The organism is Solobacterium moorei (assembly GCF_036323475.1).
Lineage (GTDB): Bacteria > Bacillota_I > Bacilli_A > Erysipelotrichales > Erysipelotrichaceae > Bulleidia > Bulleidia moorei.
In genome coordinates this window covers 1,593,771-1,618,285 of record NZ_AP028934.1, presented here as the reverse complement: position 1 = coordinate 1,618,285, position 24,515 = coordinate 1,593,771, and the positions used below count along the sequence as shown (strand labels likewise).

Below are 24,515 nucleotides of genomic sequence, written 5' to 3'. Positions count from 1 at the left end.
TAAGAATAGTCCTTTTTCCTATAAGCTTTATAGCTATTTATCTTTCCATATGCTTGTCTAAACAATTAAATATAATTAAAGGAAGAACAAGTTTCTTTCGTTTTAGAGGACTTCTTATGCCAAGGTGCAGGAGTCCTCCTTTTTTTGCCTGAAAACAAGCAGACAAAAAAAGAATGGAGGAAACATGTATGCCAAAAGAATATTACCTTTATGTCAATGGGCAAAAGGTCAAAGTCAGCGAGCAGATATATAAAGTCTACTGGCGAGAAAGAGAACACGAGAAGTATTTAGAGCAGGTGGACAGGAAAAACCACTTGCTCTTTTTTTCATCATTGGATCATGACGGACATTTTGTAGATAATATTGTTGATGAAAGTGTTGATGTAGAAAAGATTGTTGAAACACAGATGATGATTGAAACAGTCAGAAATGCTATATCAAGGCTCAATGCAGAAGAAAGAGATATTATTGAACGCTTGTATTTCAATGATGAAACGGTTCGCTCAGTGGCAAAGCTCAAAAGTATTACACATCCGGCTTTAATCAAAAGAAGAAACAAAATTCTTGAAAAGCTGAAAAAATTCATCGAAGAACTTTAGAAGTTCGGTAACCAAAGGGGTCAAATTTTCCTTATGTAAAGTGAAGGGGAGTTTGACCTCCTTTACTTTCTTGAATAAGAGATAGCCTGCTTATGGCAAATAGGAAAATGTAAAGAAAACAATCCCTTTCAAATATTGATCTTTGACAACTGAATAGACCAAGGTAGGACTTTATCTACTTGTGGAGGATTATGACTTACGCCATGACCTTTCTGCTGAAAGTTTTCGGTTTTATGAATACTGGTTAGCCAAGGATATAAGAAAGCGAGCGATAAATAAGAATACATAAAAAACAGAGGTGGCAATCTGTTCGGTGATACAAGTAGTGATAATGATACTTCAATAGTTTAAGCCGGCTCGTCTTAATAAGAGGCGGAGGTGAGATTCCTATGTTGCTGCCAAGCACCTACCAATGTCATAAAACTTAGTAAGATAAATAATAGTTAATTAAGGAAAATTTAAAGCGGAGGAGGTGTGTTAGTGGATAATGACTGGAATGGATTGGCTGATTTAATTGCGAATCTGATTACAAAGTACGCTGGAGTTTTAGATTTAGATAATCTTCCAAATCCAACTCCAGTAAAAAATATAGAAGATAAAAATAAATTTGACATAGCAAAAACACAGATTGAGAAAAAGCAATAAAAGTGCTATAATATACTTGATATATAAGTCCAAACCACAATTGGTAAAAATATAAAGATATAGAAAAGGATATTGAGGTTAATGCTATGTCAAAAGAAAAAATAAAAGTATACCTCTATACAAGAGTATCTACATCAATACAGATAGACGGTTATTCTTTAGAGGCACAAAAATCAAGAATGAAGGCTTTTGCTCTCTATAATGATTATGAGATTGTTGGTGAATACGAAGATGCAGGTAAGTCTGGAAAATCTATAGAAGGCAGAATTCAGTTTACTCGTATGATGGAAGATATAAAATCCGGAAAGGATGGAGTGTCTTTCGTTCTTGTATTTAAATTATCGAGATTTGCAAGAAATGCTGCTGATGTACTTTCGACTTTGCAAATAATGCAAGATTTTGGAGTAAATCTTATTTGTGTTGAAGATGGAATTGATTCATCTAAAGATGCGGGTAAATTGATGATTTCTGTTTTATCAGCAGTGGCTGAAATAGAAAGAGAAAATATTCGTGTCCAAACAATGGAAGGTCGTATTCAAAAGGCAAGAGAGGGTAAATGGAACGGTGGATTTGCTCCATATGGTTATCAACTGATTGATGGAAAGTTGTTAATAAATGAAGAAGAAGCAATTGCAATAAGAACTATTTTTGATCAGTATGTAAATACAAGTATTGGAGCTAATGGTATTTCAAAATATTTAGAAAATCATGGTATAAGGAAAATACCAAGGCAAAATGGGAAAAATCCATTGTTTGACGCAGGTCTTATAAGAAAGATATTAAAGAATCCTGTATATAATGGAAAAATAGCATTTGGAAGAAGAACTTTAGAAAAAGTTCATGGTACAAGAAATGAATATAAGCAGGTTGAACAAGATGAGTATCTAATATCTGAAGGGATACATGAAGCTATAGTTTCCGATGAAGTTTGGCAAGCTGCTCAGGTTAAGCTAAAATCTCAAGCAAAGAAATATGAGCATGTGAATAAAGGAAAAGATACACGCACACACTTGCTTTCTGGAATTGTAAAATGCCCGATATGCGGAGTGGGAATGTTTGGAAACAAGTGTATCAAGAAAAAGAAAGATGGCACAAAGTATAAAGATTTTTATTATTATGGTTGTAAACATAGGCAGATGATAAGAGGTTATAAGTGTACTTTCAGTAAGCAAATTAGAGAAGAATTGTTAGATGATGCTGTTGCTGAGGTAATAATTAAGTTAGTTAGCAATCCTAAATTTGCATCTATGATGCAGGATAAAATTAACATGAAAGTTGATACATCAGCGATTGAAAATGAGATAGATAATTATCAAAAAGAGCTAAGGAAAAGTCATTCCACAAAATTTAAGCTCATTGAGGAAATAGATAATTTAGATGTTGAAGATAAGCACTACAAACGAAGAAAACAGGATTTAGATGATAGACTTTATCGTATGTACGATAAAATTGAAGAATTAGAATCATTGTTAATTGATGCAAAAGCAAAGAAACAAACTATTGAAGCTGAAAAACTTACAGGAGATAACATATATAAGGTTCTGATCTATTTTGATAAGCTCTATAAAGTCATGAATGATGTAGAGCGAAGGCAGTTAATAGAAGCACTCATTTCAGAAATTCAAATTTATGAAGAGAAGCAGCCAAATGGACAATGGCTAAAATCCATTACTTTTAAGCTACCTATCATTGATGAGGATCTAAATATAAGTTTGGACAATGATGAGCAAGTTGAGAGTGTTGTATTGATGTCAAGGGCTTAATAGCCGGGTGCAAATTTGCCTTTGTGTAGTAAGGCTTAGCGAGGGCTATCGTTAAAAGGTTTAATGCGAAGCGGCTTTAAGCTGGGCTTTCGCGGTTTTTGAGTGTGTTTTGGCTGTATAAGGAAACATGTCGACGCTCTAGGGCCTAGTGCACAGGATGTTAACGTTAAAAGGTGCACTCACTTTGCACCCAACTGGTGAAGTGGGAAAATAAGGTTTAGGCTAATTATCATGGAGAGGAAATCTAAGTTTCGTTAATCTAAAAATAAGAGGGATGGCTATGGATAAGATAGATGAGCTAAATAAAGATGTGATAGTCATCCACCCTCAGCGTGTAATTAAGGATTATGCGGTGGGCATTTATGCTCGCGTGAGCACAAATCGTAAAGAGCAGCTGGATAGTCTTGCTGTTCAGGTGTCTGGTCTTACTCGCCTTGCTGCAGCTCACATGACTTGGTTTGTTGCTGATATTTTCCTAGATGTTGCTTCCGCTAAGGTTGGTTCAACAAGATCTGAATTTAACCGAATGATTGATGAGTGTGAGAAAGGTAGCATTGATATTATTCTTACTAAAAGTGTGAGCCGTTTTGGTCGTGACACGAAAGAAGGCTTAGAAGCTATTAGAAAGATTCGATCGTGTGGAACAAAAATTATCTTTGAAACCGATAAGATTGATACAGAAACGGTTGATAATGAGCTTTTAATTAGTGTGGTTCAGGCTTGTAGTCAAGCAGAGAATGATTGGCGTAGCGAGAATATTGTTTGGGTATTAAGGCGTAGAGCATAAGATGGCACGTCGGGTCTTTATAACAGAGTTTGTTATGGTTATAAGAAAGATAAGCATGGATGCTGATTATTGATGAAGCTAAAGCACAAGTGGTAAGAGATATCTTTGACTGGTATTTAAAAGGATTAAGTATCGGCGGTATTATTAAAAGGCTAAAAAGTAGAGGTGTTAAGTCTCCCAAGGGGAAAGACATCTGGAGTAAACGGGCTGTTGAGAGCACTTTGACTAGGCGTAAATATACAGGTGATGTAGCGATTGCTGTTCCGGGAATTGTCAGTAAATGCGGTTTGAATACAGATCATCATGCAGGCATTATTTCTAAAGAAACGTTTGAAGCAGTTGAGATAGAGATGGCAGCTCGCAGTAATATGGAACATGGAGAAGATGGAAAACTATACAGAAAGAGTAAGAAATATAGCTCGAAGAAGCGTTGGTAAAGGGAGATAGAAGTATGCTTGGAAACTTAAAACTATTAAAAGAAGATATGGAGAATAAAGGGTGGACAATTTGTACCTTCACGTTTCGATATAAAAGTATTAACTATATTGTCTTGGTAAAAAGATTTGTTGGTGGAGAAAAAAGAATAGACCGATATGCTTTAGTGAAATTAGAGTTTATGAAAGAAGCGAATCTAGATGACTCTTTGATTATGGGAGCTAATTCCAGAAAGTTAATTATCGATGCAAAGACATTAAGAGAATACTTTGGTATTGAATATGCTAATAATTTAGGCAATATACTTCAACAATTTACAGAAAGACTAGGTGGATGTATTCCTACTGAGATTAAACTCCAACCTTCGAATCTAGAAAAACAAGCGATGGTTCGTTCGCTAAACAAAAGCGATTCGGAAGATCCAAACAAAATTTATTGCACTGGTGTCAAAAGAAACCCTGAGGGAAAAAATAGAAGCGAGTTTAATGCCGATAAAACAAAACTGCTCAGAAAGAACTTATTCAAATATTACAAAGACGACTGTAGCATCAGTTTTGCTATTCAGCAGACTCAACAAAAGAAAATGATGATGCAACTATTCTAAAAAACTTTTCAAATCATTAGGAGAAAAATTACTATAGGGCTGTAATTTTAAAAAATAGCCTAATTAAGGTTAAAAAAATAAGATTAAACAAAGCATAAGGACCCTGATTACGTGAGGAAAATTAAGTTTATTGACCAATTTCCGAAATTAGCCTAACAATCTCATGTCGAGTGCGTAGTCTTGATGTCAAAAGTTACAGCCTAACAAGTAAAAAAAATATGTAGTAAATAAAAGGCTTTTCAGAGGGCTATCGTTAATGAGTACGATTGGCTGTTGGAAAGCCTTTATTTTTGTGATTGGAAATGGATAATAAAGATTTGAATTCTAGGAGGGCTTATCTTTTAACGATATTAGTGACAATATTCATAGCCAAACGGAGGTTCTAAAATGATTATGTAGATTTTGATGCAGTTCATTATGTATTTTACAACAACTTTACAAACCTTGTCTTTTGAACTTTACAAGCAGTATGTAACCTGACTTTAGAGTTAAACATTAAAAAATGGTGTAAAACTACAGATTAGAATCTATAGTTCAACACCTTTTTTAGTTTTGTTGGAGATAAAAAATAATTGTCTAAAGGTAATCCTGTCATGTCTGATAATTCGGTAATGAAGTTGGTTCCTATGGATATGTTTGTATAACTGTCTTCTCCTTCAACGAACTGGAATGCTTTGTAGAATTCATTCAGCTCTGAAGAGGAATATTTGTTTTCCAAGACTTTAAATTGAAATATTCTCTGCAGCAGTACAGTAAGATAACATATTAAGAAATGTCCCTTGATCGTATTCTCAAGCTGTAAATAAACAGGTCTTGCATCTAGGTCTGATTTCATGATTCTGAATGATTCTTCTATCCTCCACAGGTTGTGGTATGTTTCATATATCTGTCTGGCATCCACCTTTGTTTCAGATGTGACAAGCATATTGTAACCGGCCAGTTTCAAGTCATTATCTATCGTTTCCTGATTGATGATGGCCTTTACTTTATCTTCTGCTTCTTCTCCGTTTGAAGTAGATCTGAAAGTGACATATTTTGCGCTTTCCCCATATTCATTTTTCTTTACAAGTGATACGGACAGACCTTTGGCTTTTTCTACAAGCTTGTTTATTTCATATTTGTGTTTTCTTGCCAGTGTCGGATTGTATGTGACGACTCTTTTTTCTTTGATGTTTACTTTTTTCTTTTTTCCGCTTTCATCTGTATATGTGTATGGAAATTCATCGATACATTCTTTACAGTAATAAATGATCTTGCCATTTCTGTCCTTGATTGCTTTGTAGTCATTAGGTAGTAGAACCCATACCTTTTCTGTTTCAGGCAGCTGCTTGACTGATTTGGAAAAGAGATATCCATCGCCGTTTGCCAAAGCTGAAAGTATATTCTCTGAACAGTTCAGTCCCTTGTCAGCTACCCGTATCGTTTTTCCGTGTACTTCATGTCTTTCCTTCAAGTCTTTCAGTACATCTTTCAATACAGGCTTTTCTGATTCATTTCCAGGATACAGCTTCATACCAACAGGAATTTGATTCGCATCCAGCAGTAAGCCCAGCCCAATGACAGGAGCTTTCCTGTTTTCTTTGCTTGGACCCTTTCTTCTGAAGTCATCTTCTCTGTCAATTTCAAAATAGAAGTTTGTACAGTCAAAATAGGTGATAGCAGTATCTATGGAATATTTGTCTTGGACTCTCGAAGTGAACAGTTCAACAATTTTCTCATAGTCATTTCCATAAAATGCCAGGGCACTCAATAGTTGATCGTAGTTGAATGCATAAGGAATATGAAGCTGAGGAAGGATTTCATAATATGTTTTGTATTTACTGCAGGGAGAAACACAACGAGCATATACAAGAAGAGAAAGAACTTCATAAAGTTCAAATTCAAAATCGGTAGTGAATTTATACAGATCAATAAACTTCTTGATATCAAGATCTTCAAGAATGGATTTCAAAGGGAAATAGCCAAGATATCTTCTTGGAGAAACGGAAGTAATTTTCTTGATCTTATCTTGCTTGTTATCCAGATTCATTTTTTCTACTTCATCTTTGTAGAAAGCAACAGGATCATCAATACCGGCAGCTTTCAGTTTAGAAACAGAACCAAGAGACCTGATACAACGATGTTTGGTACCTTTGGTAGCAGGAGAATAAAAAGATTCATAAACAGCGAGATACGTATTGTTTTGTTGTTTAGCAACCTTAAGGAAATAAGCCATAAAACACCCTCCTATATAATACACCATTACACCATTAAAAGGAATAGATAAAAATGAATTTGTCAAGTTTTTGAACAATAAGAAAAGCCCATCAATACTGGACTTGAATTACTTTATTAAAAATGTGCTCCTAAAGATTAATGGTGCTAACTTCTAAACACGGGAGTGACAATATTCATAGCCAAACGGAGGTTCTAAAATGATTATGTAGATTTTGATGCAGTTCATTATATATTTTACAACAACTTTACAAACCTTGTCTTTTGAACTTTACAAGCAGTATGTAAACTTACCATTATGAAAGGAAAAAATCACAAAATAAGAAATGATGAGGTGTTGACTATGAAAATCAAAAAAATGTTGTCGATTGTTGCAGTAGGTGTGCTTTGCCTGGGTGTTTTAACAGCATGCGGAGGAAAGACAAGTCAGAAAAATACAGTTCGCGATGAGAAGACCGGTTCGGCTTCTGTTTCCACGGATGGTTCTACATCCATGGAAAAAGTCATCGGCATTTTGGGAGAATCATTTCAAAATGATACGGGGATTACATTTACATATAATCCTACCGGATCCGGTTCAGGTATAAAAGCAGTTTCAGAGGGACGATGTGATATAGGATTGTCTTCTCGAAATTTAAAGGACGAAGAGAAGGCATCTGGTCTTACAGAAACGGTACTCGCCTATGACGGTATCGCAATCATTGTAAATCCCGATAATCCAATACAGGATTTAAGCCTCACAGATATTGCAGGAATTTATACAGGAAAAATTACCAATTGGTCTCAGGTGGGAGGTAAGGATGGAGAGATTGTTGTGATTGGTCGTGAAGCCAGTTCCGGTACCCGTGATGGATTTGAATCTATTACAGAGACTAAAGGTGCCTGCAAGTATCGACAGGAACTTACTTCAACAGGCGATGTCATTACTACTGTTGCGCAGAATCCGAATGCTATAGGTTATGCATCTGCTGCATCTGTTAAGAATTCTGTCAAAGCTCTGACGGTTGATAAGGTAGCAGTTAACGAGGAAAATATAAAAAATGGAAGTTATACCGTACAACGTTCCTTTGTACTAGTAACAAAAAAAGATAGGAAACTTTCGGATGCAGCAAAGAAATTCTTTGACTATGCAACATCCAAGACATCTAATGATCTGATTTCTAAAGCAGGTGTCGTCCCTGCAAATTAAGAATAGGAGAGCAGAGTGGAGATAGTACAGGATGTAGTATCTCCACTTGTCGAGGTAAAAGTTTATGAAGAAAAAACAAAGGATTGAAAATATTGTCCATGGACTGTTCCTTCTGCTGGGCTTAATGACAGTTGGCTGTGTGCTTCTGATTACTGTTTATTTAGTCATATCGGGAATTCCAGCTATTCATAAGATCGGTCTTATAAAATTCCTTTTCGGAACAGAATGGGCACCTACTAAGACGAATCCTCAATATGGGATTCTGCCGTTTATCCTTACAAGTATTTATGGCACGGCAGGTGCGGTTCTACTTGGGGTCCCGGTTGGATTTTTTACGGCTGTATATCTGTCAAAAGTAGCAAATTCGAAAATCAAAGAACTTATGCAGTCCTTCGTAAGTCTGCTTGCAGGAATTCCATCTGTTGTCTATGGTCTTGTTGGCATGTTAATTTTAGTACCGGGAATTCAAAGGTTTTTTCATGTTCCGAACGGAGCAAGTTTATTGGCGGCAATACTTGTGCTTGCCATTATGATCCTGCCTTCGGTAATTAAGATGTCCGTTACTGCACTGGATGCAGTACCAAAGGAATATGAAGACGCTTCTCTTGCTTTGGGAGCGACACAGATAGAAACCTACTTCCGAGTGTCTGTTCCAGCAGCGAAAAGTGGAATAGCCGCTGCAATCGTACTTGGTATCGGTCGGGCAATCGGAGAGGCGATGGCAGTAATGATGGTGGCAGGCAATGTTGCCAATATGCCGGATTCCCTGTTTCAAAGCGTGCGTTTTCTGACCAGTGCAGTTGCCAGCGAAATGTCATATGCCGGCGGATTGCAGAGAGAAGCTCTGTTTTCTGTCGCCTTGGTTTTGTTCCTGTTCATCATGCTTTTGAATGCTACATTAAATTTCTTTTTGAAAAGGGGTGTCAAATAGGAAATGAATACAGAATATCACAAACTAAGACGAAAGCAATATGAAGTGTTCATGAAAGGACTGATGTATATTTGCACCGGTTTGACAGCAGCCATTTCGTTATTTTTGCTGGTTTATGTTTTGGTAAAAGGATTGCCAGGTATCAACTGGACTTTTTTATCTACAGCACCCAGTTATATCAGTGACCGTATTGGCATTTTACCGGACATTCTGAATACCTTGTACATTATGATTGCGACCTTACTGATTGTGCTACCACTCGGCGTTGGGACAGCAATCTATTTGACAGAATATGCGACAAATCAAAAGATAGTTTCTGCCATTGAATACACGGCAGAAACACTGTCGGGTATTCCATCGATCATTTATGGGTTGGTGGGTATGCTGATATTTGCAAATCATATAGGAACCAACCTTTTGGCAGGATCGTTGACACTTGCAGTCATGAATTTGCCGATTATTATGCGAAATACACAGGAGAGTTTAAAAAGTGTTCCAATGTCCTATCGGGAAGGAGCGTTCGGACTTGGTGCTGGAAAATGGCGTGTGGTACGCACAGTAGTCATTACCGGCTGTGTGGATGGTGTCATTACCGGCTGTATTTTATCCGTAGGAAGAATATTAGGAGAATCCGCTGCACTTCTTTTCACCGCAGGATTTGCCCATACGCTGCATGGATTTGTAGACAGCCTTATCTCTCCCGGAGCAACGCTTACCGTCAGTTTATATGTTTATGCAAAGGAGAATGGAGAATTTGGCATTGCTTTTGCAATTGCCGCAATACTTATGCTATTAGCATTGATGATAAATCTTGCGGCTGAAATGACACAGAAATATTATACCAAGAAGAGAAATGAGCGATAAATGAAGAAAGGAAAGAAACATATGGATTCAATCATTACTGCCAAAGATTTGTGTCTCTGGTATGGCGAACATCAGGCTTTGAAAAAGATCAATATTGAAATTCCGGAAAAGAGTATTACTGCATTGATTGGGCCGTCAGGGTGTGGAAAGTCTACTTTTTTAAAGACATTGAATCGCATGAATGATCTGATTCCGTCCGTAAAAATTAGCGGAGAGATTTATTATAGGGAAGAGGATATTTTTGCACATCATGTTGATGTCAATGAATTGCGTGGACAAATAGGAATGGTATTTCAAAAACCGAATCCGTTTCCGATGAGTATTTATGATAATGTCGCCTACGGTCCGCGAACTCATGGAACAACAAATCGAGCACTTTTGGATGAGATTGTTGAAAAGGCACTTCGAGGTGCTGCAATTTGGGATGAAGTTAAAGATCATCTGAAGAAAAATGCATTGTGGTTGTCCGGTGGTCAGCAACAAAGGCTTTGCATTGCAAGAGCTTTGGCAGTAGATCCGGATGTCCTTTTGATGGATGAGCCAACAAGTGCCTTGGACCCGATTTCAACCTCTAAGATTGAGAAATTGGTTATGGAACTGAAAAAAGATTATACTATCGTCATGGTAACGCATAATATGCAGCAGGCAGTTAGGGTCTCGGATTATACAGCATTTTTCCTGCTTGGTGAACTGGTGGAATTTGGGGCAACGGACAATATCTTTGACCAGCCACAGGATAAAAGAACTGAAGATTATATTACGGGGAGGTTTGGATAATGAGGAATCAATTTGACAAGCAAATGGATGAACTTAACACCCAGCTGATCCGAATGGGAGCTATGTGTGAAGAAATAATCGCAGGGGTAACGAAATCCTTGTTTGAAGGAAATGTAGTTTTAGCAAGAGAGAAGAAAGAGTATGCCAGAGAAATTGATCAATTGGAAAGAGACATTGAACAGCTCTGTATGAAATTACTCTTGCATCAGCAGCCGGTAGCAGGTGATTTGCGTCAAATTTCTGCTGCACTTAGAATGATTACCGATATGGAACGAATCGGGGATCAAGCGGAGGACATTGCAGAACTTGTCATTTTATTGAATGGCAGTCAGATAAAAGGGGCAGAACTTATCGATGATATGGCTCTAGCAGCTGTAAAAATGGTAACAGACAGTGTGGATGCATTCGTTCGGAAGGATATAGCACTTGCAGAAAATGTGATTTTGGAAGATGATATTGTAGATGATTTTTTTGACCGTATGAAAAATACAGTTGTAGAATTGATTATAAAACAATATGCGGATGCCGAATCGGCACTTGATTTTTTGATGATTGCCAAGTATCTGGAGCGTATCGGAGATCATGCAGTCAATATTGCCGAATGGATCATTTATGCAATGACAGGAAAGCATAAGGAGGGGAAAAAATGATATGGTGTGTAGAAGACGATGAAAACATTCGAGAAATAGAGATATACACGTTAAATTCCACTGGGTTTGAGGCAATAGGATTTTCCGATGGATTGCAGTTTTGGAATGCCATTCAAAAAGAAAAACCAGAATTGGTGATACTGGATGTGATGCTTCCGGGAATGGATGGCGTAGAACTTTTGGGTAAGATGAAGCATTCGCTGGAACTGGAAAATATTCCGGTCATTATGGCAACGGCGAGAGGTGCTGAATATGAAAAAATTCAGGCACTGGATTTAGGCGCCGATGACTATATTGTGAAACCATTTGGTGTGATGGAATTGGTGTCACGTGTAAAAGCAGTCTTACGCAGATGTCAGAAAGGACGGATTTCCGAACTTTTGCAACTGGACAGTTTAATTCTGAATTTAGACGAGCGAACGCTTACAATAGAAGGAGAGCGTGTTATGCTTACCTTTAAGGAATTTGAACTTCTATATTTATTTTTATCCCATTCGGGAACCGCTTTTACGAGAGAACAGCTTTACAATTTGGTTTGGAATACCGATTACATGGGAGACAGTCGAACACTGGATATGCACATTAAAACCCTGAGAAAAAAATTAGATCGGTATGGAAAATGCATTGAAACGGTTCGTCATATCGGTTATCGATGGAAGGCGAGATATGAGCAGTAAAATTTTTAAATCCATTCTTTTGGTTGCTTTCAGTACATTATTAGGCACGCTTCTGATTATTACTGCCTGTATGTTTGACTATTTCGAAACGGTTCAAAAGAATCAGTTGGTAGATGAATTATCAATCGCCGCACGAGGAACGGAGGCTGCAGGAAAGGATTTTTTAAATCAACTTGATTCAAAAAATTATCGCATCACATGGGTTTCCAAAAAGGGAAAAGTGTTGTTTGACAACGAAACTAGTCCCGCTAACATGGAAAATCATGCCTATAGAGAAGAAATCAAAGAAGCGTTTAAAAATGGAACGGGCAGCAGTTCCCGCTATTCCACAACACTGACAGAAAAGACATTGTACGAGGCAGTAAGGTTAACAGATGGCACAGTTTTACGAATTTCTGTCAGTCGCATCACAGTGGTTGTACTTCTTCTTGGCGTGATACAACCGATTCTTATCATTGGTATTCTTGCTATTCTTCTGTCAGCGGTATTGGGAAAACGTATGGCAAAGCACATTGTTGACCCTTTAAACAGATTGAATTTAGATAACCCCCTAGAAAATGATACCTATGAAGAACTATCTCCTCTATTACGCCGCATTCAATGGCAGCAAAATGAGATACAACGAACACTTTCCTGTTTGAAACAGAAACAGGATGAATTTCATCAAATCACCAGCAATATGCGTGAAAGTTTGATTTTACTGGATAATGCTGGGGCAATTATTACTATCAATCTATCAGCACAAAAACTGTTCCGTGTGACTGATACCTGTATTGGAAGAAACATTATTGAGGTTGACCGCCATCAAAATATTCGTGATTTCATGCAAGAATCTATGGAAAATGGGCATGCAGAGTTCAGAGAACATCGAAACGGGCGTGAGTATCAGTTTGATCTGAGCAGGATCTTGTCCGATGATGAGGTGGTTGGAACGGTTATTTTGGCGTTTGACATTACGGAACAGGCAGAGGCAGAGAGAAGGCGCCGGGAATTTACAGCAAATGTGTCCCATGAACTTAAGACACCACTTCAGGGAATCATAGGCTATACAGACTTAATGGAAAGTGGCCTTGCCAAACCGGAAGATATTCCCCGGTTTGTGGGACATATCAGAAAGGAAGCAAGCAGACTGGTGACGCTCATTGAGGATATTATCCGGTTATCGCAGTTGGATGAAGGGACAGATATGCCCATTTCCGAGGTTTCGCTTGGTAATCTGGCGGATGAAGTCTGTGAAATACTCTTTGACTCTGCAAAATCAAAAAATATTTCACTTTCATGGAGCTGTTCTGATGGAAATATGTGCGGGGTACAAAGACTTCTCTATGAAATTATCTATAATCTCTGTGATAATGCAATTAAGTATAACAGGAGTGGTGGCAGCGTGAAAATTGCTGTTTCCGAGGACGATAAGTATGTCAGACTTGAGGTGGCAGATACGGGTATTGGGATTCCAGAAGAATATCAAGAGCGTGTCTTTGAACGATTTTACCGTATGGACAAAAGTCATTCCAAACAGTCCGGCGGTACCGGACTCGGACTTAGTATCGTAAAACATGCTGTGACATATCACCATGGAAAGATAGCGTTAGAGAGTGAACCGAATCAAGGGACTGTGATTACTGTAGAGTTTCCCAAAAAATCACGTAGCTGCTTCGGCAAAATATGACTAACACATCTATTCAGATATTTTATTAACAAGGCATCAATAAAAAATAGAAATACAGAACGATTGATCGTCGGTGATTATGACCATTCAGATGGAACATCACTGTTATAAATACAGTTGTGTTCCATCCTTTTTTGTTAGTCACGAAGATTATCGAGCAAGTTTGATAAGACAAGACGGTTGCATTATTGTTCAAACTACAAATAAACTACCATTTAGATAGCGCAATTGAGGAAGATGAATTGGCAGTCTTTGTGAACTGCACCTCCTGAATCGGTTCTTTTTTTATTTCTCCAAATTCAGGGGTGCAGTTCAAAATACCATGGGCTTTTTATTTGAGAACCTGTGCATTCGTGATTTGAGAATCTATACGGATTATTTAGATGGAACAGTCTACCATTACAGAGATAAGCATGGCTTGGAATATGATGCGGTGATCCACTTAAGAAATGGGGCATATGGCCTTATTGAAATCAAATTAGGTGGAGATAAATTAATCGATCAAGGTGCGGAAACATTGAAAGACATGGCATCTAAAATAGATACTGAAAGCATGGTCAAGCCATCATTTATGGCCGTTCTGTGCGCCAGAGTACCATTTGCTTATAAAAGAAATGATGGTGTTTACGTAATACCTATTACTGCCATAAGACCTTAAAAGTTTCTAGCATTTATGGACATATTCCCACATGTGAGGCTTTTGAGAAATATGAAATTTTATCCATACTGACCACTCAATACATGTTGAGAGCGTATGTCTGTTGACTAAAACACATAATTGATAGTGTGAAAATGCTCGAAATATAAGGCCTTTCCGAGGATTTGGACATAAATCTAGGTCCTCGGATTTTTTGCGTTTTGATAGCTGCAAAGAGGTTGATTTTTATAGTTGGATAGATAGAAGTATTTGGCAATGGAAGCTGCACTGATTCCGGCAGCCTCCTTAAGATCATTCCTGTTCATTTCTTTGTCAATTAACATCTTCCATAATTTGTTGTAACTGATTCGCATAATCAACCTCCTTGCTTTACAACCAAAAATCAAATGATTCTTCTTGCTGTTTTTCTGTGAGATAGTTTTTCAAGAGTTCGACATCTTTACTGATATCTCGTGGTCTGATTCGGTTAATAACCTTTTCCTCGACTTCAGGAGTCCAGTAGATTTTTAATTTTTCTCTGGCTCTTGTGATAGCAGTGTAGAAGATATTGTGAGTTACTAATTCTTCCACCTCATCAGCACTCTTTAATTTGTGTACACAAAATCTGATTAGTGATTTTTCTTCGGTTTCCGAACATTCAAGTAGTTGGAGACTCATGTGCCTAAGGTCACTTTCATCTACTACCTTAGGTATCTCAACATCAAACTGAATGCGTTCATCGTGGGTGTCGGGGTCTAGAATTTCTATTCTCTTGATAATTCCCTTCATATTGTTGTGTATGACAGGAAAGAACCTATCCGAATCAAGGAAGAGAATCGGATCTCCAACTTTATATTGCTGAACATCCCACTGAACAGCAGGGCTAGGATTGCTTTCCTGTAGGAATCTATTGATGTTGTTGATTCCATACAAACCATCATAATTTAGGCAGAGAATAGCCTCGCCAGGTTCAAGTGAAGAGAGTAAGGTTTCATCTACTTTTAAGGAATAGCTTTCTCTTTCGATGACTTCTTTAGCTGTATCATCCATCTGTCTAACTTTGTCCCACAGTTCAAGCAATCGTTCATCCTTAGTTCGATGAGGCTGGGTAAGTTCAAATACGGCACTTTCTGGTAAAAATGATTTTAATACCGAGAACCAATTTCCGAATTGAATCGCATCAATCTGATAAGTGTCTCCAACCAGTAAGAGCATTTCAAAATTTGCCTTTTGCAGAACCTCAACCATATCCTTATTGCTAACGGTACTACATTCATCGATAACCAATAATTTATATTCTGTAAAAGAGCCTTGGCGTTTAAAACTTTCAATCGTTGAAAAAGTTGTATTGTCAGCATCAATCTTTCGCATCAAGTTCTCTTTTGCGGGATTTGTTTGGGTTAGGTATAATTTGGCTGCATCATTCAAATAGTGGGAAACATGATTTATTAGTGTGGATTTTCCTACACCTGCAGAGCCATATATTACACCAACTTTAGATTCTGAAAATATACGAGTGATGGATAAGGTAAAAGCTGCCTGTGAATCAGCAAAGCAAAATCCTGGTGAGGAGAATTCCTTTAGACAGTTAAGACTTAACCAGTGGGTAAAACAAGCAATTAGGTGGATGCCAATGGAAAAATGGGATTCGTGTTCCTTTGCAGTTAATGAAGATGAACTTGAAGGAAGAGTATGTTATGGAGGCTTAGACCTTTCCTCTACAACAGACATTACAGCCTTTGTTTTAGTCTTTCCACAGACAGATGAAGAAGATAAATTTGTGATACTTCCATATTTTTGGTTACCAGAGGATACCTTAGATTTAAGGGTCAAGCGAGACCATGTTCCATATGATATATGGGAAAGGCAAGGGTACATTCAGACAACAGAAGGAAATGTAGTTCACTATGGATATATAGAAAGCTTTATAGAAAAACTTGGAGAAAGATTTAATATCAGAGAGGTTGCCTTTGATAGATGGGGTGCTGTTCAGATGGTGCAGAACTTAGAAAATATGGGATTTACTGTTGTTCCATTCGGACAAGGGTTTAAGGATATGTCCCCACCAACGAAAGAACTTATGAAATTAACACTAGAACAAAAAATTGCTCATGGTGGGCATCCTGTTCTTAGATGGAATATGGATAATATATTTATTAGGACAGACCCTGCAGGAAACATCAAAGCAGATAAGGAAAAGTCTACAGAAAAAATTGATGGTGCGATTGCTACCATCATGGCACTTGATAGGGCAATTAGGTGTGGGAATCAAAATACAGAAAGTGTTTATGATAGTAGAGGTATTTTATTTCTGTAAAGATAAGACTTGCTTTTGTGCGTTGTTTTTTCTTTTATAACGCACAGAAGAAAGTGCCAAGTATAAATAATCGCCTAAAAATATACTATAATTAGGCGAAAGAAATAGGGAGTGTATTTATGTAGGTATCTGTTTTTGAAATATGGATAGGGAAGAGTCATCCTTATTTCAGAAAAACTTGATTTTCTGAAATAAGATTAAGTTTAGGGAATTGATACCTCAAACTTGATAAAAATAAAAGTTTAGGGTATAATGTAATCAAAAAGGAGGGATATGGTATGTTGCACTATGAGAAAAAGCTAAAAACTAGAAATATATACCTGAATCAATTGATTGCATTTAAAGACAAAGAACCTGTAAAGGTTATAACAGGAATTAGAAGATGTGGAAAATCAAGTTTATTAAAACTAATGCAGGAATATCTTTTAAATTCTGGAGTTAAACAAGATCAGATTATTGCAATAAATTTTGAATCCCTTGAGTTTCAAGAGATGAATTACAAAGAATTATATGAATATGTAAAGAAAAAAATTCCAACCACAAAAAGGGCTTATTTATTTTTTGATGAACTTCAAAGGATAGAAAGGTGGGAAGATGCTATAAATTCATTTCGAGTTGATTTTGACTGCGACATATATATAACTGGGTCCAATTCATATCTATTGTCATCGGAATACTCTACATATTTATCTGGTAGGTATGTAGAAATAAAAATGTATCCATTATCATTTAAGGAATTTATAGATTTTCATGGATATAAATTAAAGGAATATAAAACACCAATTGGGGAAAAGAGAAAAAGAGCAGTAAATGAGAATGATGAAATTGTTGAAATCAGAGACTTATTTGATGCCTATATGCGATATGGTGGTATGCCCGGGATAGCAGATGTTGGGCTTGAACAAGACAAAGCGATGACTTTACTCGATGGGGTATATTCAACTGTAGTTGTTAGAGATATCTTTGAACGTGAAAAAAGAAGAGGCTTAAGACAAATTACTGATGCAGAATTACTTAGGAAAATCATATTATTTTTAGCAGATAATATTGGAAATAATACATCTCTTAATTCGGTAAGCAATACGCTTGTATCTGAAAACATGATCCAAAATCGTGAACGACAAGGGAAACCAGCAACGCAAACTATTGCATCATATGTAGGAGCATTAAAAGAATCATATATGTTTTATGATGTTAAGAGATTTGATATAAAGGGAAAAGAGTATCTAAGAACACTTGGCAAGTATTATATAGTGGATATTGGACTAAGAAATTATTTACTTGGGTTTAGAGATAGAGACAGAGGACATTCTTTAGAGAATATAGTTTACTTTGAATTGCTAAGACGCGGGTTTGATGTGGCAATTGGAAAAATTGATAATTTAGAGGTAGATTTTATTGCTACAAGTGCAAATGAAAAAATGTATATTCAAGTAACTGAAAGCATGAAAAATGAATTGGTAAGAGAAAGAGAATTAAAATCGTTACAAAAAATCCATAATAATTATAAAAAAATGGTTATTACTTTAGATAAAGCACTTGACGATGAATATGATGGGATTCAATCTATTGATGTAATTGAATGGCTATTAAAATAAAATAATGAAAGAACATAACGATAAGCATCTACTAATTACAGTAGGTGCTTTTTTGATATAGAAAATTAGGAGGAATGTTAATGGGAATATTAAGTGGATTATTTAAAAGTCGTGATAAGCCTATAACATAGAACAAATGGAAGTGCATATAGCTTCTTGATGGGTGGCTCATCATCTGGAAGAAGAGTAAATGAACGCTCGGCTATGCAGATGACCGCAGTATATAGTTGTGTACGTATTTTATCTGAAGCAGTTGCAAGTTTGCCACTTCATGTATACCTTAGAACCGATACAGGAACTGAAAAAGCAATAGAGCATCCGTTATATAAGGTACTGTATGATGAACCAAATCCAGAGATGACAAGCTTTGTCTTTAGGGAAACCATGATGACGCATTTACTGCTTTGGGGTAATGCCTATGCTCAGATTATCAGAAATGGTAAGGGTGAAGTCTTAGGACTCTATCCGCTTATGCCAGATAGGATGAAGGTAGATAGAGATGATAAAGGCCAAATTTACTATGAATATTTTGTAAGTGATTCAGATGCAGGAACAGAAAGACAAGGGATTGTTAAGTTAAACGAGTCAGATGTTCTTCATATTCCTGGACTTGGTTTTGATGGACTTGTCGGCTATTCACCAATTGCGATGGCTAAAAATGCCATAGGTATGGCAATCGCAACCGAAGAATATGGAGCTAAGTTCTTTGCTAATGGAGCAACGCCAAGTGGAATCTTGGAGTACCCCGGAACAGTAAAGGATCCTAAGGCTATGAGGGAAAGCTGGTCAAAAGGATTCTTTGGAGGAAACAGTCATAAGATAGCAATATTGGAAGAAGGAATGAAGTATACACCCATTTCCATTTCTCCAAATGAAGCACAGTTTTTAGAAACAAGAAAATTTCAAATCAATGAGATTGCTCGTATTTTCAGAGTGCCACCTCACATGGTAGGTGACCTTGAGAAGTCGAGCTTTTCTAATATTGAGCAACAGTCACTTGAGTTTGTAAAGTACACCCTTGATCCTTGGGTAGCAAGATGGGAACAGTCTATTGTTCGAAGGCTTTTTACTGAGGAGGAAAAGAAAAAGTACTATGTCAAATTCAATGTGGATGGACTCCTTCGTGGTGATTATCAATCTAGAATGAATGGCTATGCTACAGCAAGACAAAACGGATGGATGTCAGCGAACGATATTAGAGAATTAGAAAACCTAGACCGTATTCCAAGTGAAGATGGAGGTGACCTATATCTCATAAATGGAAATATGCTCCCGCTTAAAAGGGCAGGAGCATTTGCAGGTAAAGATGGAAAGGAGGAAGAACCTAATGAAGAAGTTTTGGAAGTGGAAGAATCAAGTAATGAGAAACCAAAACGAAGAGGAAGTGACAGAACGCATCCTATTCCTTAATGGAACGATAGCTGAAGAATCGTGGTTTGATGATGATGTGACACCACAGCTTTTTAAAGAGGAGTTAAATCAGGGGAATGGAAACATTACTGTTTGGATTAACTCGCCAGGAGGTGACTGCGTGGCAGCAGCCCAAATCTACAATATGCTAATCGACTATAAAGGAGATGTCACAGTAAAAATTGATGGAATAGCAGCAAGTGCAGCATCTGTTATTGCGATGGCAGGTACAAAAGTTTTAATGAGTCCGGTGTCCATGCTAATGATCCATAATCCTATGACCATCGCTTTTGGAAATAAGGGTGAGATTGAAAAAGCAATCTCAATGCTAGATGAAGTGAAAGAATCTATCATCAATGCTTATGAAATTAAGACTGGGATGTCCAGAGCAAAACTATCCCATCTAATGGATTCGGAAACATGGATGGATGCACATAAAGCAGTGGAGCTTGGCTTTGCAGATGATATCTTAAAAAGAAGTGAAACAACTGATATGGAAGTTCCGCAAGTGAGCACGATGTATTCAAAAGCACAGGTAGTTAATTCACTGATGGATAAGATTGCATCAAAATGCAAGATAGAAAACAAAGAAACAAATAAAGGTATCAAGGCGGATGAATTAATGGACCGTCTTTTTTTAATAAAAAATTGGAGGTAGAACACTATGAGTAAGATTTTAGAAATGATTGAAAAACGTAATAAGGCTTGGGAGGGTGCGAAAGCATTCCTTGATAGCAAGAGAGATAAGGATGGACTTATTTCTGAAGAAGATGCTAAGGCCTATGATGAAATGGAAAAGAAAGTCCATAACTATAGCTTAGAAATTGAGCGTCTGCAGAAGATTGAGGAAATGGATAAAGAACTATCTAAGCCTCTGTCTGATGCTATTGTAACAAAACCAATGAAGGTTGATGATAAGCCTGAAAAGAAAGGTAGAGCAAGAGATGAATATAAAGAGTCCATGCTTACAGCACTTAGAACGAACTTCAAGAAAGTAAGTGATATTTTGCAGGAAGGTGTGGATGCCGATGGTGGTTATCTAGTACCGGAAGAATATGATAGTAGACTAATTGAAACGCTTGAAGAAGAAAATATCATGCGTGGACTGGCGACTGTTATTACCACAAGTGGTCAGCATAAGATTAATATTGCCATGTCAGATCCTGCAGCTGCTTGGATTGAAGAAGGTGGAGCATTAAACTTTGGTGATTCCAAGTTTGCACAGGTACTTCTTGATGCCCATAAGCTCCATGTTGCAGTCAAAATTACAGAAGAACTTTTATATGATAATGCCTTTAAACTAGAAAATCATATTTTAGAGGCTTTTGGAAAAGCACTGGCAAATGCTGAGGAAGATGCCTTCTTAAACGGTGATGGAACAGGAAAGCCAACAGGCATCTTTAACAAGAAAGAGGGAGGCACTTTCTTAAAAGAAGTAACAGGAATTAAGAGTGATGATTTGATTGACCTTATCCATTCCTTAAAACGACCATATCGTAAAAAGGCCGCTTTTATCATGAATGATAAGACCATCTCACTAGTTAGAAAGCTCAAAGATAATAACGGTGCATATATTTGGCAACCTTCTTACCAGGAAGGAGAACCAAATAGAGTTCTAGGATATCCAGTATATACTTCAGCTTTTGCACCAGAAAATGCTATCGCCTTTGGTGATTATAGTTATTACAATATCGGAGATAGAGGGACTCGTTCTTTTAAGGAACTTACTGAATTATTTGCTGGTAACGGCATGATTGGTTTTGTGGCAAAAGAAAGAGTAGACGGCAAACTTGTATTAAAAGAGGCCATTCAGATTCTTCCGGTAAAACTTACTGCTAGTGCATAAAAAATGAAAGGGGGTGCTAGTTATGGTTGTAAGTCTTGAAGAAATGAAAAACTATCTGAGGGTGGATACAAGTGAAGATGATAATCTGATTAGCACCCTTATAAAGTCTTCTGAAAAAATGTGTCTTGCTATAGCAAGAAAAGATGAAGATGAAATCATTGTTGAAAATTTTGAAGAATACAAGGTGGCAGTGCTATATGCTGCCGCCTATCTTTATGAACATAGGGAAGAGGCAGACCATCATGAGCTAACGATTACACTTAGATCCATGTTATTTGGAGTAAGAAAGGCGGGATTTTAATGAAAGTTTCACTATTAAATGAACGCATTACTATAGAAAAAAGCAAAATTGAAGTGGATAAAATAGGAAACCATAAAAATGTGTGGAGTAAATACTACTCTTGCCATGCAACTATCAGCAGTGAAAGTCCGCAGGAACAAACAAGCAGTGGTGCTATATGGGATGAAAGCAAGATTGACTTTACCATTCGCTATAGTAAGGAAGTATCGGTCTTATCTTCCGTTGGTTATAGAGTTATTTTTCATAATGATATTTATGAAATTGAAGGAATTGACCACATGAATTATAGGAAAAAAAGTCTAAAACTTCATTGTAAGAGGTGTGAGAGATGAGCAAGATAAAAATTGATAGCCTTTCATCTGAAGTGATGAAGGAACTGGAAAAATATGCTGATGTTACAACGGAAAATGTGAAGAAGGCAGTTCAAAAAGCCGGAAAGACAGTGCGTGATGAAATCAGTGCGAATGCTCCAAGTGATACAGGTAAGTATTCTAAAAGCTGGACTGTGAAAACTGTGAGAGAAACATCTAGCAGTTTAGAGCTTGTAGTTCATTCAAAAAACAAATATCAGCTTACCCACCTTCTCGAATTTGGTCATGCAAAGCGTGGAGGAGGAAGAGTATCTGCTAGACCACATATAGCAAATGCTGAAGAAAGGGCTATAAAGGTATTTGAAGAAGAGATAAAGGAGGCTATTTCCAATGGATAAGCTACTTGAAATTATAAAGCGTATAGGACTTCCAAATGCTTATCACCACTTTGCTGAAGGGGAATCGCCAGAGCCACCTTTTCTTATTTATCTACTGCCAGCGAGCGATAACTTTTCAGCAGATGGGAAGGTCTACTTCAAAGCAAATGAAGTTCATATTGAAATCTATACGGATTACAAAAGTCCGAACATAGAAAAGAAAGTAGAAGCTGTGCTCGATGAGCACGGCATTTTTTATAACAAATCAGAGGTCTTTATAGAGTCAGAAAAGCTCTATGAAGTCTTATATATTTTTGAAATGGAGGAAGAAAATCATGGGAAATAAAGTGAAATATAACCTTAAAAATGTCCATGCAGCAAAACTTAAAAAATCAAGCGAAGGGACATTTTCTTATGAAAATCCTAAAGCAATTCCTGGGGCGGTAAGTATCAGCCTTGAAGCTGAAGGAGAATCCAGTCCTTTTTATGCTGATGGCATAGTGTATTTTAGGTCTACTGCCAATAACGGATATAGCGGTGACCTTGAAATTGCACTGATACCAGAGTGGTTTAGAACGGAAATCCTAAAAGAAGAACTGGATAAAAACGGAGTACTTGTAGAAAAGGCAGATGTATCAGAAACAGAAAAGTTTGCACTTTTATTTGAATTTGATGGAGATATAAATGCAATCAGACACGTTTTGTATAACTGCTCGGCATCAAGACCTTCTATTGAATCTGAAACAAAGGAAGATACGATTGAACCAGGAACAGAAACACTATCACTCACTGCAGATCCAAGAGAAGATGGACTTGTAAAATCAAGAACTGGAGATACTACATCAGCTGATACCTATGCTAATTGGTATAAGAGCGTTTATATTCCACAGGCTAATTCTGAAACACCAAAGCCGGTAGGAAAATAAGGAGGGAAAATATGCTTGAGAAAACAGTAAAAGTAGGAGAGGTTGATGTAAAGTTTCGTTCATCTGCTACAATCCCTAGACTATATAGAATTAAATTTAAAAGAGATATTTTCAAAGACCTCTCAAAGCTGGAGAAAACATTCAAGGCCAATGAAGGGTCTTTTGAAATTGATGACCTTGAGATATTTGAAAATGTAGCCTATATCATGGCTTACCATGCAGATAGGAGTATTCCGGGGAATATTGATGATTGGCTTGACCAGTTTGAAATGTTTTCTATTTATGAAGTCTTGCCTGAAATTCTTGAACTTTGGGGAGCAAACCTTGAAACGGAAGTTCAGTCTAAAAAAAACTTCCAAAAAGTAGCAGGGAAATGACAACAGCCCTATTTCTACTAAGATGTGTAGAAATGGGGATAAGCATTTCAGAACTTGATTTACTTACAATTGGAATGGTACTAGATATTTGGACTGAAAAAGCAAATGATGGAGTGAAATATAGCAAGGTGGCTGGCCAAGCTGAGTTTGATAAATTCTAGGGTTTTTGAACTTTTAAATCAATGATATAATATATTGCACAAATTAAAATTTGTGGAGGTGAATTATGGGGTTCTGGATTTTTATGTTCATAGTAACATTATTGATACCGGCTGCTTTATTATTAACATGGTATCTATGCCCAAGATTTAAAACAATTCATAATGCAAGTGGATATAGGACATCACGCTCTATGAAAAATCAAGATACATGGGATTTCTCGCAAAAATATTGTGCGAAAATATCTCTGTATATGTTTTTTCCAGCACTGATTTTAGCGATTACAATAATGCCGATGTTTTTTGGCAAGCCAATAGATACAATAGGGTGGATAGGACTTGCTATTACAATTATTCAAATGATGAGTTTTATTGTAATTATGATTTTCACTGAAAGAGCTTTAAAGAAGACTTTTGATAAAAGTGGAAATAGATATTAATCACAAATCCCAG

Annotated in this window: 30 protein-coding genes; 27 read left to right on the top strand and 3 right to left on the bottom strand. The window is 37.0% G+C overall.

Annotated features, from left to right (window positions below; all coding sequences use genetic code 11):
- The first annotated feature begins 188 nt into the window (after positions 1-188).
- The 6 genes from RGT18_RS08090 (at position 189) to RGT18_RS08065 (ending at position 4,833) form a co-directional block, all read left to right on the top strand.
- Positions 189-599 carry a sigma-70 RNA polymerase sigma factor region 4 domain-containing protein gene (locus RGT18_RS08090; RefSeq protein ID WP_028077763.1) on the top strand — a complete coding sequence of 137 codons (411 nt, stop codon included), beginning with the start codon at positions 189-191 and terminating at the stop codon, positions 597-599.
- A gap of 474 nt (positions 600-1,073) precedes the next feature.
- Positions 1,074-1,244 (top strand): hypothetical protein, encoded by a 171-nt coding sequence (locus RGT18_RS08085; RefSeq protein ID WP_338176513.1) that lies wholly within the window; start codon positions 1,074-1,076, stop codon positions 1,242-1,244.
- A gap of 86 nt (positions 1,245-1,330) precedes the next feature.
- Positions 1,331-3,007, top strand: a complete 1,677-nt coding sequence (locus RGT18_RS08080; RefSeq protein ID WP_028077764.1) for a recombinase family protein — start codon at positions 1,331-1,333, stop codon at positions 3,005-3,007.
- Positions 3,008-3,287: 280 nt separating this feature from the next.
- Complete coding sequence (locus RGT18_RS08075; RefSeq protein WP_081659491.1) at positions 3,288-3,794, top strand: recombinase family protein; 507 nt, start codon at positions 3,288-3,290, stop codon at positions 3,792-3,794.
- A gap of 59 nt (positions 3,795-3,853) precedes the next feature.
- A complete protein-coding gene (locus RGT18_RS08070) occupies positions 3,854-4,231 on the top strand; it encodes a recombinase family protein (RefSeq protein WP_028077765.1) in 378 nt (125 codons plus the stop codon).
- 14 nt (positions 4,232-4,245) lie between these two features.
- The gene (locus RGT18_RS08065) at positions 4,246-4,833 is read left to right on the top strand and encodes a DUF6037 family protein (RefSeq protein WP_245580909.1); all 588 of its coding nucleotides are present in this window, start codon (positions 4,246-4,248) and stop codon (positions 4,831-4,833) included.
- Between the two features lie 520 nt (positions 4,834-5,353).
- On the opposite strand, the gene RGT18_RS08060 is transcribed toward RGT18_RS08065, so the two are convergent.
- Positions 5,354-7,048, bottom strand: coding sequence for an IS1634 family transposase (locus RGT18_RS08060; protein ID WP_338175895.1), 1,695 nt, complete (start codon positions 7,046-7,048; stop codon positions 5,354-5,356).
- Positions 7,049-7,390: 342 nt separating this feature from the next.
- On the opposite strand from RGT18_RS08060, the gene RGT18_RS08055 reads away from it, so the two are divergent.
- From RGT18_RS08055 to RGT18_RS08020, 8 genes are all read left to right on the top strand, one after another.
- The gene (locus RGT18_RS08055; protein ID WP_037403771.1) at positions 7,391-8,236 is read left to right on the top strand and encodes a phosphate ABC transporter substrate-binding protein; all 846 of its coding nucleotides are present in this window, start codon (positions 7,391-7,393) and stop codon (positions 8,234-8,236) included.
- Positions 8,237-8,300: 64 nt separating this feature from the next.
- Positions 8,301-9,167 carry a phosphate ABC transporter permease subunit PstC gene (gene pstC / locus RGT18_RS08050; protein WP_028078012.1) on the top strand — a complete coding sequence of 289 codons (867 nt, stop codon included), beginning with the start codon at positions 8,301-8,303 and terminating at the stop codon, positions 9,165-9,167.
- Positions 9,168-9,170: 3 nt separating this feature from the next.
- Positions 9,171-10,031 (top strand): phosphate ABC transporter permease PstA, encoded by an 861-nt coding sequence (gene pstA, locus RGT18_RS08045; RefSeq protein ID WP_028078011.1) that lies wholly within the window; start codon positions 9,171-9,173, stop codon positions 10,029-10,031.
- Positions 10,032-10,052: 21 nt separating this feature from the next.
- Entirely contained in the window at positions 10,053-10,808 is a 756-nt protein-coding gene (gene pstB / locus RGT18_RS08040) for a phosphate ABC transporter ATP-binding protein PstB (protein ID WP_028078010.1), read from the top strand.
- A complete protein-coding gene (gene phoU, locus RGT18_RS08035) occupies positions 10,808-11,458 on the top strand; it encodes a phosphate signaling complex protein PhoU (RefSeq protein WP_028078009.1) in 651 nt (216 codons plus the stop codon). The genes pstB and phoU overlap by 1 nt, the downstream gene beginning before the upstream one ends.
- Positions 11,455-12,135: a response regulator transcription factor gene (locus RGT18_RS08030; RefSeq protein ID WP_028078008.1), complete on the top strand. Its 681-nt coding sequence runs from the start codon at positions 11,455-11,457 to the stop codon at positions 12,133-12,135. The genes phoU and RGT18_RS08030 overlap by 4 nt, the downstream gene beginning before the upstream one ends.
- Positions 12,125-13,804 (top strand): sensor histidine kinase, encoded by a 1,680-nt coding sequence (locus RGT18_RS08025; protein ID WP_028078007.1) that lies wholly within the window; start codon positions 12,125-12,127, stop codon positions 13,802-13,804. Before RGT18_RS08030 ends, RGT18_RS08025 begins: the two co-directional genes overlap by 11 nt.
- A 322-nt stretch (positions 13,805-14,126) precedes the next feature.
- Positions 14,127-14,462, top strand: a complete 336-nt coding sequence (locus tag RGT18_RS08020; RefSeq protein WP_028078006.1) for a DUF4143 domain-containing protein — start codon at positions 14,127-14,129, stop codon at positions 14,460-14,462.
- A gap of 176 nt (positions 14,463-14,638) precedes the next feature.
- Here the strand turns inward: RGT18_RS08020 and RGT18_RS08015 are convergent, their stop codons facing one another.
- Both RGT18_RS08015 and RGT18_RS08010 read right to left on the bottom strand, forming a co-directional pair.
- Positions 14,639-14,815 carry a helix-turn-helix domain-containing protein gene (locus tag RGT18_RS08015; protein ID WP_211220296.1) on the bottom strand — a complete coding sequence of 59 codons (177 nt, stop codon included), beginning with the start codon at positions 14,813-14,815 and terminating at the stop codon, positions 14,639-14,641.
- 16 nt (positions 14,816-14,831) lie between these two features.
- A complete protein-coding gene (locus RGT18_RS08010) occupies positions 14,832-15,926 on the bottom strand; it encodes an AAA family ATPase (RefSeq protein ID WP_245580922.1) in 1,095 nt (364 codons plus the stop codon).
- On the opposite strand from RGT18_RS08010, the gene RGT18_RS08005 reads away from it, so the two are divergent.
- The 13 genes from RGT18_RS08005 (at position 15,895) to RGT18_RS07945 (ending at position 24,502) form a co-directional block, all read left to right on the top strand.
- The gene (locus tag RGT18_RS08005; protein WP_245580920.1) at positions 15,895-16,758 is read left to right on the top strand and encodes a terminase TerL endonuclease subunit; all 864 of its coding nucleotides are present in this window, start codon (positions 15,895-15,897) and stop codon (positions 16,756-16,758) included. The genes RGT18_RS08010 and RGT18_RS08005 overlap by 32 nt on opposite strands.
- 278 nt (positions 16,759-17,036) lie before the next feature.
- Positions 17,037-18,356, top strand: coding sequence for an ATP-binding protein (locus RGT18_RS08000; protein ID WP_028078004.1), 1,320 nt, complete (start codon positions 17,037-17,039; stop codon positions 18,354-18,356).
- A 159-nt stretch (positions 18,357-18,515) separates the two neighbouring features.
- A complete protein-coding gene (locus tag RGT18_RS07995; protein WP_338175894.1) occupies positions 18,516-19,766 on the top strand; it encodes a phage portal protein in 1,251 nt (416 codons plus the stop codon).
- Positions 19,684-20,424 (top strand): head maturation protease, ClpP-related, encoded by a 741-nt coding sequence (locus RGT18_RS07990; RefSeq protein ID WP_028078003.1) that lies wholly within the window; start codon positions 19,684-19,686, stop codon positions 20,422-20,424. Before RGT18_RS07995 ends, RGT18_RS07990 begins: the two co-directional genes overlap by 83 nt.
- A 6-nt stretch (positions 20,425-20,430) precedes the next feature.
- Positions 20,431-21,612, top strand: a complete 1,182-nt coding sequence (locus RGT18_RS07985; protein ID WP_028078002.1) for a phage major capsid protein — start codon at positions 20,431-20,433, stop codon at positions 21,610-21,612.
- A gap of 22 nt (positions 21,613-21,634) precedes the next feature.
- Positions 21,635-21,913 (top strand): head-tail connector protein, encoded by a 279-nt coding sequence (locus tag RGT18_RS07980; RefSeq protein WP_028078001.1) that lies wholly within the window; start codon positions 21,635-21,637, stop codon positions 21,911-21,913.
- Complete coding sequence (locus RGT18_RS07975; RefSeq protein ID WP_028078000.1) at positions 21,913-22,245, top strand: phage head closure protein; 333 nt, start codon at positions 21,913-21,915, stop codon at positions 22,243-22,245. The genes RGT18_RS07980 and RGT18_RS07975 overlap by 1 nt, the downstream gene beginning before the upstream one ends.
- Positions 22,242-22,622 carry an HK97-gp10 family putative phage morphogenesis protein gene (locus tag RGT18_RS07970; RefSeq protein ID WP_028077999.1) on the top strand — a complete coding sequence of 127 codons (381 nt, stop codon included), beginning with the start codon at positions 22,242-22,244 and terminating at the stop codon, positions 22,620-22,622. The genes RGT18_RS07975 and RGT18_RS07970 overlap by 4 nt, the downstream gene beginning before the upstream one ends.
- Entirely contained in the window at positions 22,615-22,947 is a 333-nt protein-coding gene (locus tag RGT18_RS07965) for a hypothetical protein (protein ID WP_028077998.1), read from the top strand. Before RGT18_RS07970 ends, RGT18_RS07965 begins: the two co-directional genes overlap by 8 nt.
- Positions 22,937-23,527 (top strand): major tail protein, encoded by a 591-nt coding sequence (locus RGT18_RS07960; RefSeq protein ID WP_028077997.1) that lies wholly within the window; start codon positions 22,937-22,939, stop codon positions 23,525-23,527. The genes RGT18_RS07965 and RGT18_RS07960 overlap by 11 nt, the downstream gene beginning before the upstream one ends.
- A gap of 11 nt (positions 23,528-23,538) precedes the next feature.
- Positions 23,539-23,904 carry a hypothetical protein gene (locus RGT18_RS07955; protein ID WP_028077996.1) on the top strand — a complete coding sequence of 122 codons (366 nt, stop codon included), beginning with the start codon at positions 23,539-23,541 and terminating at the stop codon, positions 23,902-23,904.
- Positions 23,901-24,065, top strand: coding sequence for a hypothetical protein (locus RGT18_RS07950; protein WP_338175891.1), 165 nt, complete (start codon positions 23,901-23,903; stop codon positions 24,063-24,065). The genes RGT18_RS07955 and RGT18_RS07950 overlap by 4 nt, the downstream gene beginning before the upstream one ends.
- 65 nt (positions 24,066-24,130) lie before the next feature.
- Positions 24,131-24,502: an SdpI family protein gene (locus tag RGT18_RS07945; protein ID WP_028077995.1), complete on the top strand. Its 372-nt coding sequence runs from the start codon at positions 24,131-24,133 to the stop codon at positions 24,500-24,502.
- Positions 24,503-24,515: the final 13 nt, after the last annotated feature.

Coding starts and splice junctions, on each gene's coding strand:
- RGT18_RS08090 (WP_028077763.1), top strand. CDS start 189: ATGCCAAAAGAATATTACCTTTATGTCAATGGGCAAAAGGTCAAAGTC.
- RGT18_RS08080 (WP_028077764.1), top strand. CDS start 1,331: ATGTCAAAAGAAAAAATAAAAGTATACCTCTATACAAGAGTATCTACA.
- RGT18_RS08075 (WP_081659491.1), top strand. CDS start 3,288: ATGGATAAGATAGATGAGCTAAATAAAGATGTGATAGTCATCCACCCT.
- RGT18_RS08070 (WP_028077765.1), top strand. CDS start 3,854: ATGCTGATTATTGATGAAGCTAAAGCACAAGTGGTAAGAGATATCTTT.
- RGT18_RS08065 (WP_245580909.1), top strand. CDS start 4,246: ATGCTTGGAAACTTAAAACTATTAAAAGAAGATATGGAGAATAAAGGG.
- RGT18_RS08060 (WP_338175895.1), bottom strand. CDS start 7,048: ATGGCTTATTTCCTTAAGGTTGCTAAACAACAAAACAATACGTATCTC.
- RGT18_RS08055 (WP_037403771.1), top strand. CDS start 7,391: ATGAAAATCAAAAAAATGTTGTCGATTGTTGCAGTAGGTGTGCTTTGC.
- pstC (WP_028078012.1), top strand. CDS start 8,301: ATGAAGAAAAAACAAAGGATTGAAAATATTGTCCATGGACTGTTCCTT.
- pstA (WP_028078011.1), top strand. CDS start 9,171: ATGAATACAGAATATCACAAACTAAGACGAAAGCAATATGAAGTGTTC.
- pstB (WP_028078010.1), top strand. CDS start 10,053: ATGGATTCAATCATTACTGCCAAAGATTTGTGTCTCTGGTATGGCGAA.
- phoU (WP_028078009.1), top strand. CDS start 10,808: ATGAGGAATCAATTTGACAAGCAAATGGATGAACTTAACACCCAGCTG.
- RGT18_RS08030 (WP_028078008.1), top strand. CDS start 11,455: ATGATATGGTGTGTAGAAGACGATGAAAACATTCGAGAAATAGAGATA.
- RGT18_RS08025 (WP_028078007.1), top strand. CDS start 12,125: ATGAGCAGTAAAATTTTTAAATCCATTCTTTTGGTTGCTTTCAGTACA.
- RGT18_RS08020 (WP_028078006.1), top strand. CDS start 14,127: ATGGGCTTTTTATTTGAGAACCTGTGCATTCGTGATTTGAGAATCTAT.
- RGT18_RS08015 (WP_211220296.1), bottom strand. CDS start 14,815: ATGCGAATCAGTTACAACAAATTATGGAAGATGTTAATTGACAAAGAA.
- RGT18_RS08000 (WP_028078004.1), top strand. CDS start 17,037: ATGTTGCACTATGAGAAAAAGCTAAAAACTAGAAATATATACCTGAAT.
- RGT18_RS07995 (WP_338175894.1), top strand. CDS start 18,516: ATGGGTGGCTCATCATCTGGAAGAAGAGTAAATGAACGCTCGGCTATG.
- RGT18_RS07990 (WP_028078003.1), top strand. CDS start 19,684: ATGAAGAAGTTTTGGAAGTGGAAGAATCAAGTAATGAGAAACCAAAAC.
- RGT18_RS07985 (WP_028078002.1), top strand. CDS start 20,431: ATGAGTAAGATTTTAGAAATGATTGAAAAACGTAATAAGGCTTGGGAG.
- RGT18_RS07980 (WP_028078001.1), top strand. CDS start 21,635: ATGGTTGTAAGTCTTGAAGAAATGAAAAACTATCTGAGGGTGGATACA.
- RGT18_RS07975 (WP_028078000.1), top strand. CDS start 21,913: ATGAAAGTTTCACTATTAAATGAACGCATTACTATAGAAAAAAGCAAA.
- RGT18_RS07970 (WP_028077999.1), top strand. CDS start 22,242: ATGAGCAAGATAAAAATTGATAGCCTTTCATCTGAAGTGATGAAGGAA.
- RGT18_RS07965 (WP_028077998.1), top strand. CDS start 22,615: ATGGATAAGCTACTTGAAATTATAAAGCGTATAGGACTTCCAAATGCT.
- RGT18_RS07960 (WP_028077997.1), top strand. CDS start 22,937: ATGGGAAATAAAGTGAAATATAACCTTAAAAATGTCCATGCAGCAAAA.
- RGT18_RS07955 (WP_028077996.1), top strand. CDS start 23,539: ATGCTTGAGAAAACAGTAAAAGTAGGAGAGGTTGATGTAAAGTTTCGT.
- RGT18_RS07950 (WP_338175891.1), top strand. CDS start 23,901: ATGACAACAGCCCTATTTCTACTAAGATGTGTAGAAATGGGGATAAGC.
- RGT18_RS07945 (WP_028077995.1), top strand. CDS start 24,131: ATGGGGTTCTGGATTTTTATGTTCATAGTAACATTATTGATACCGGCT.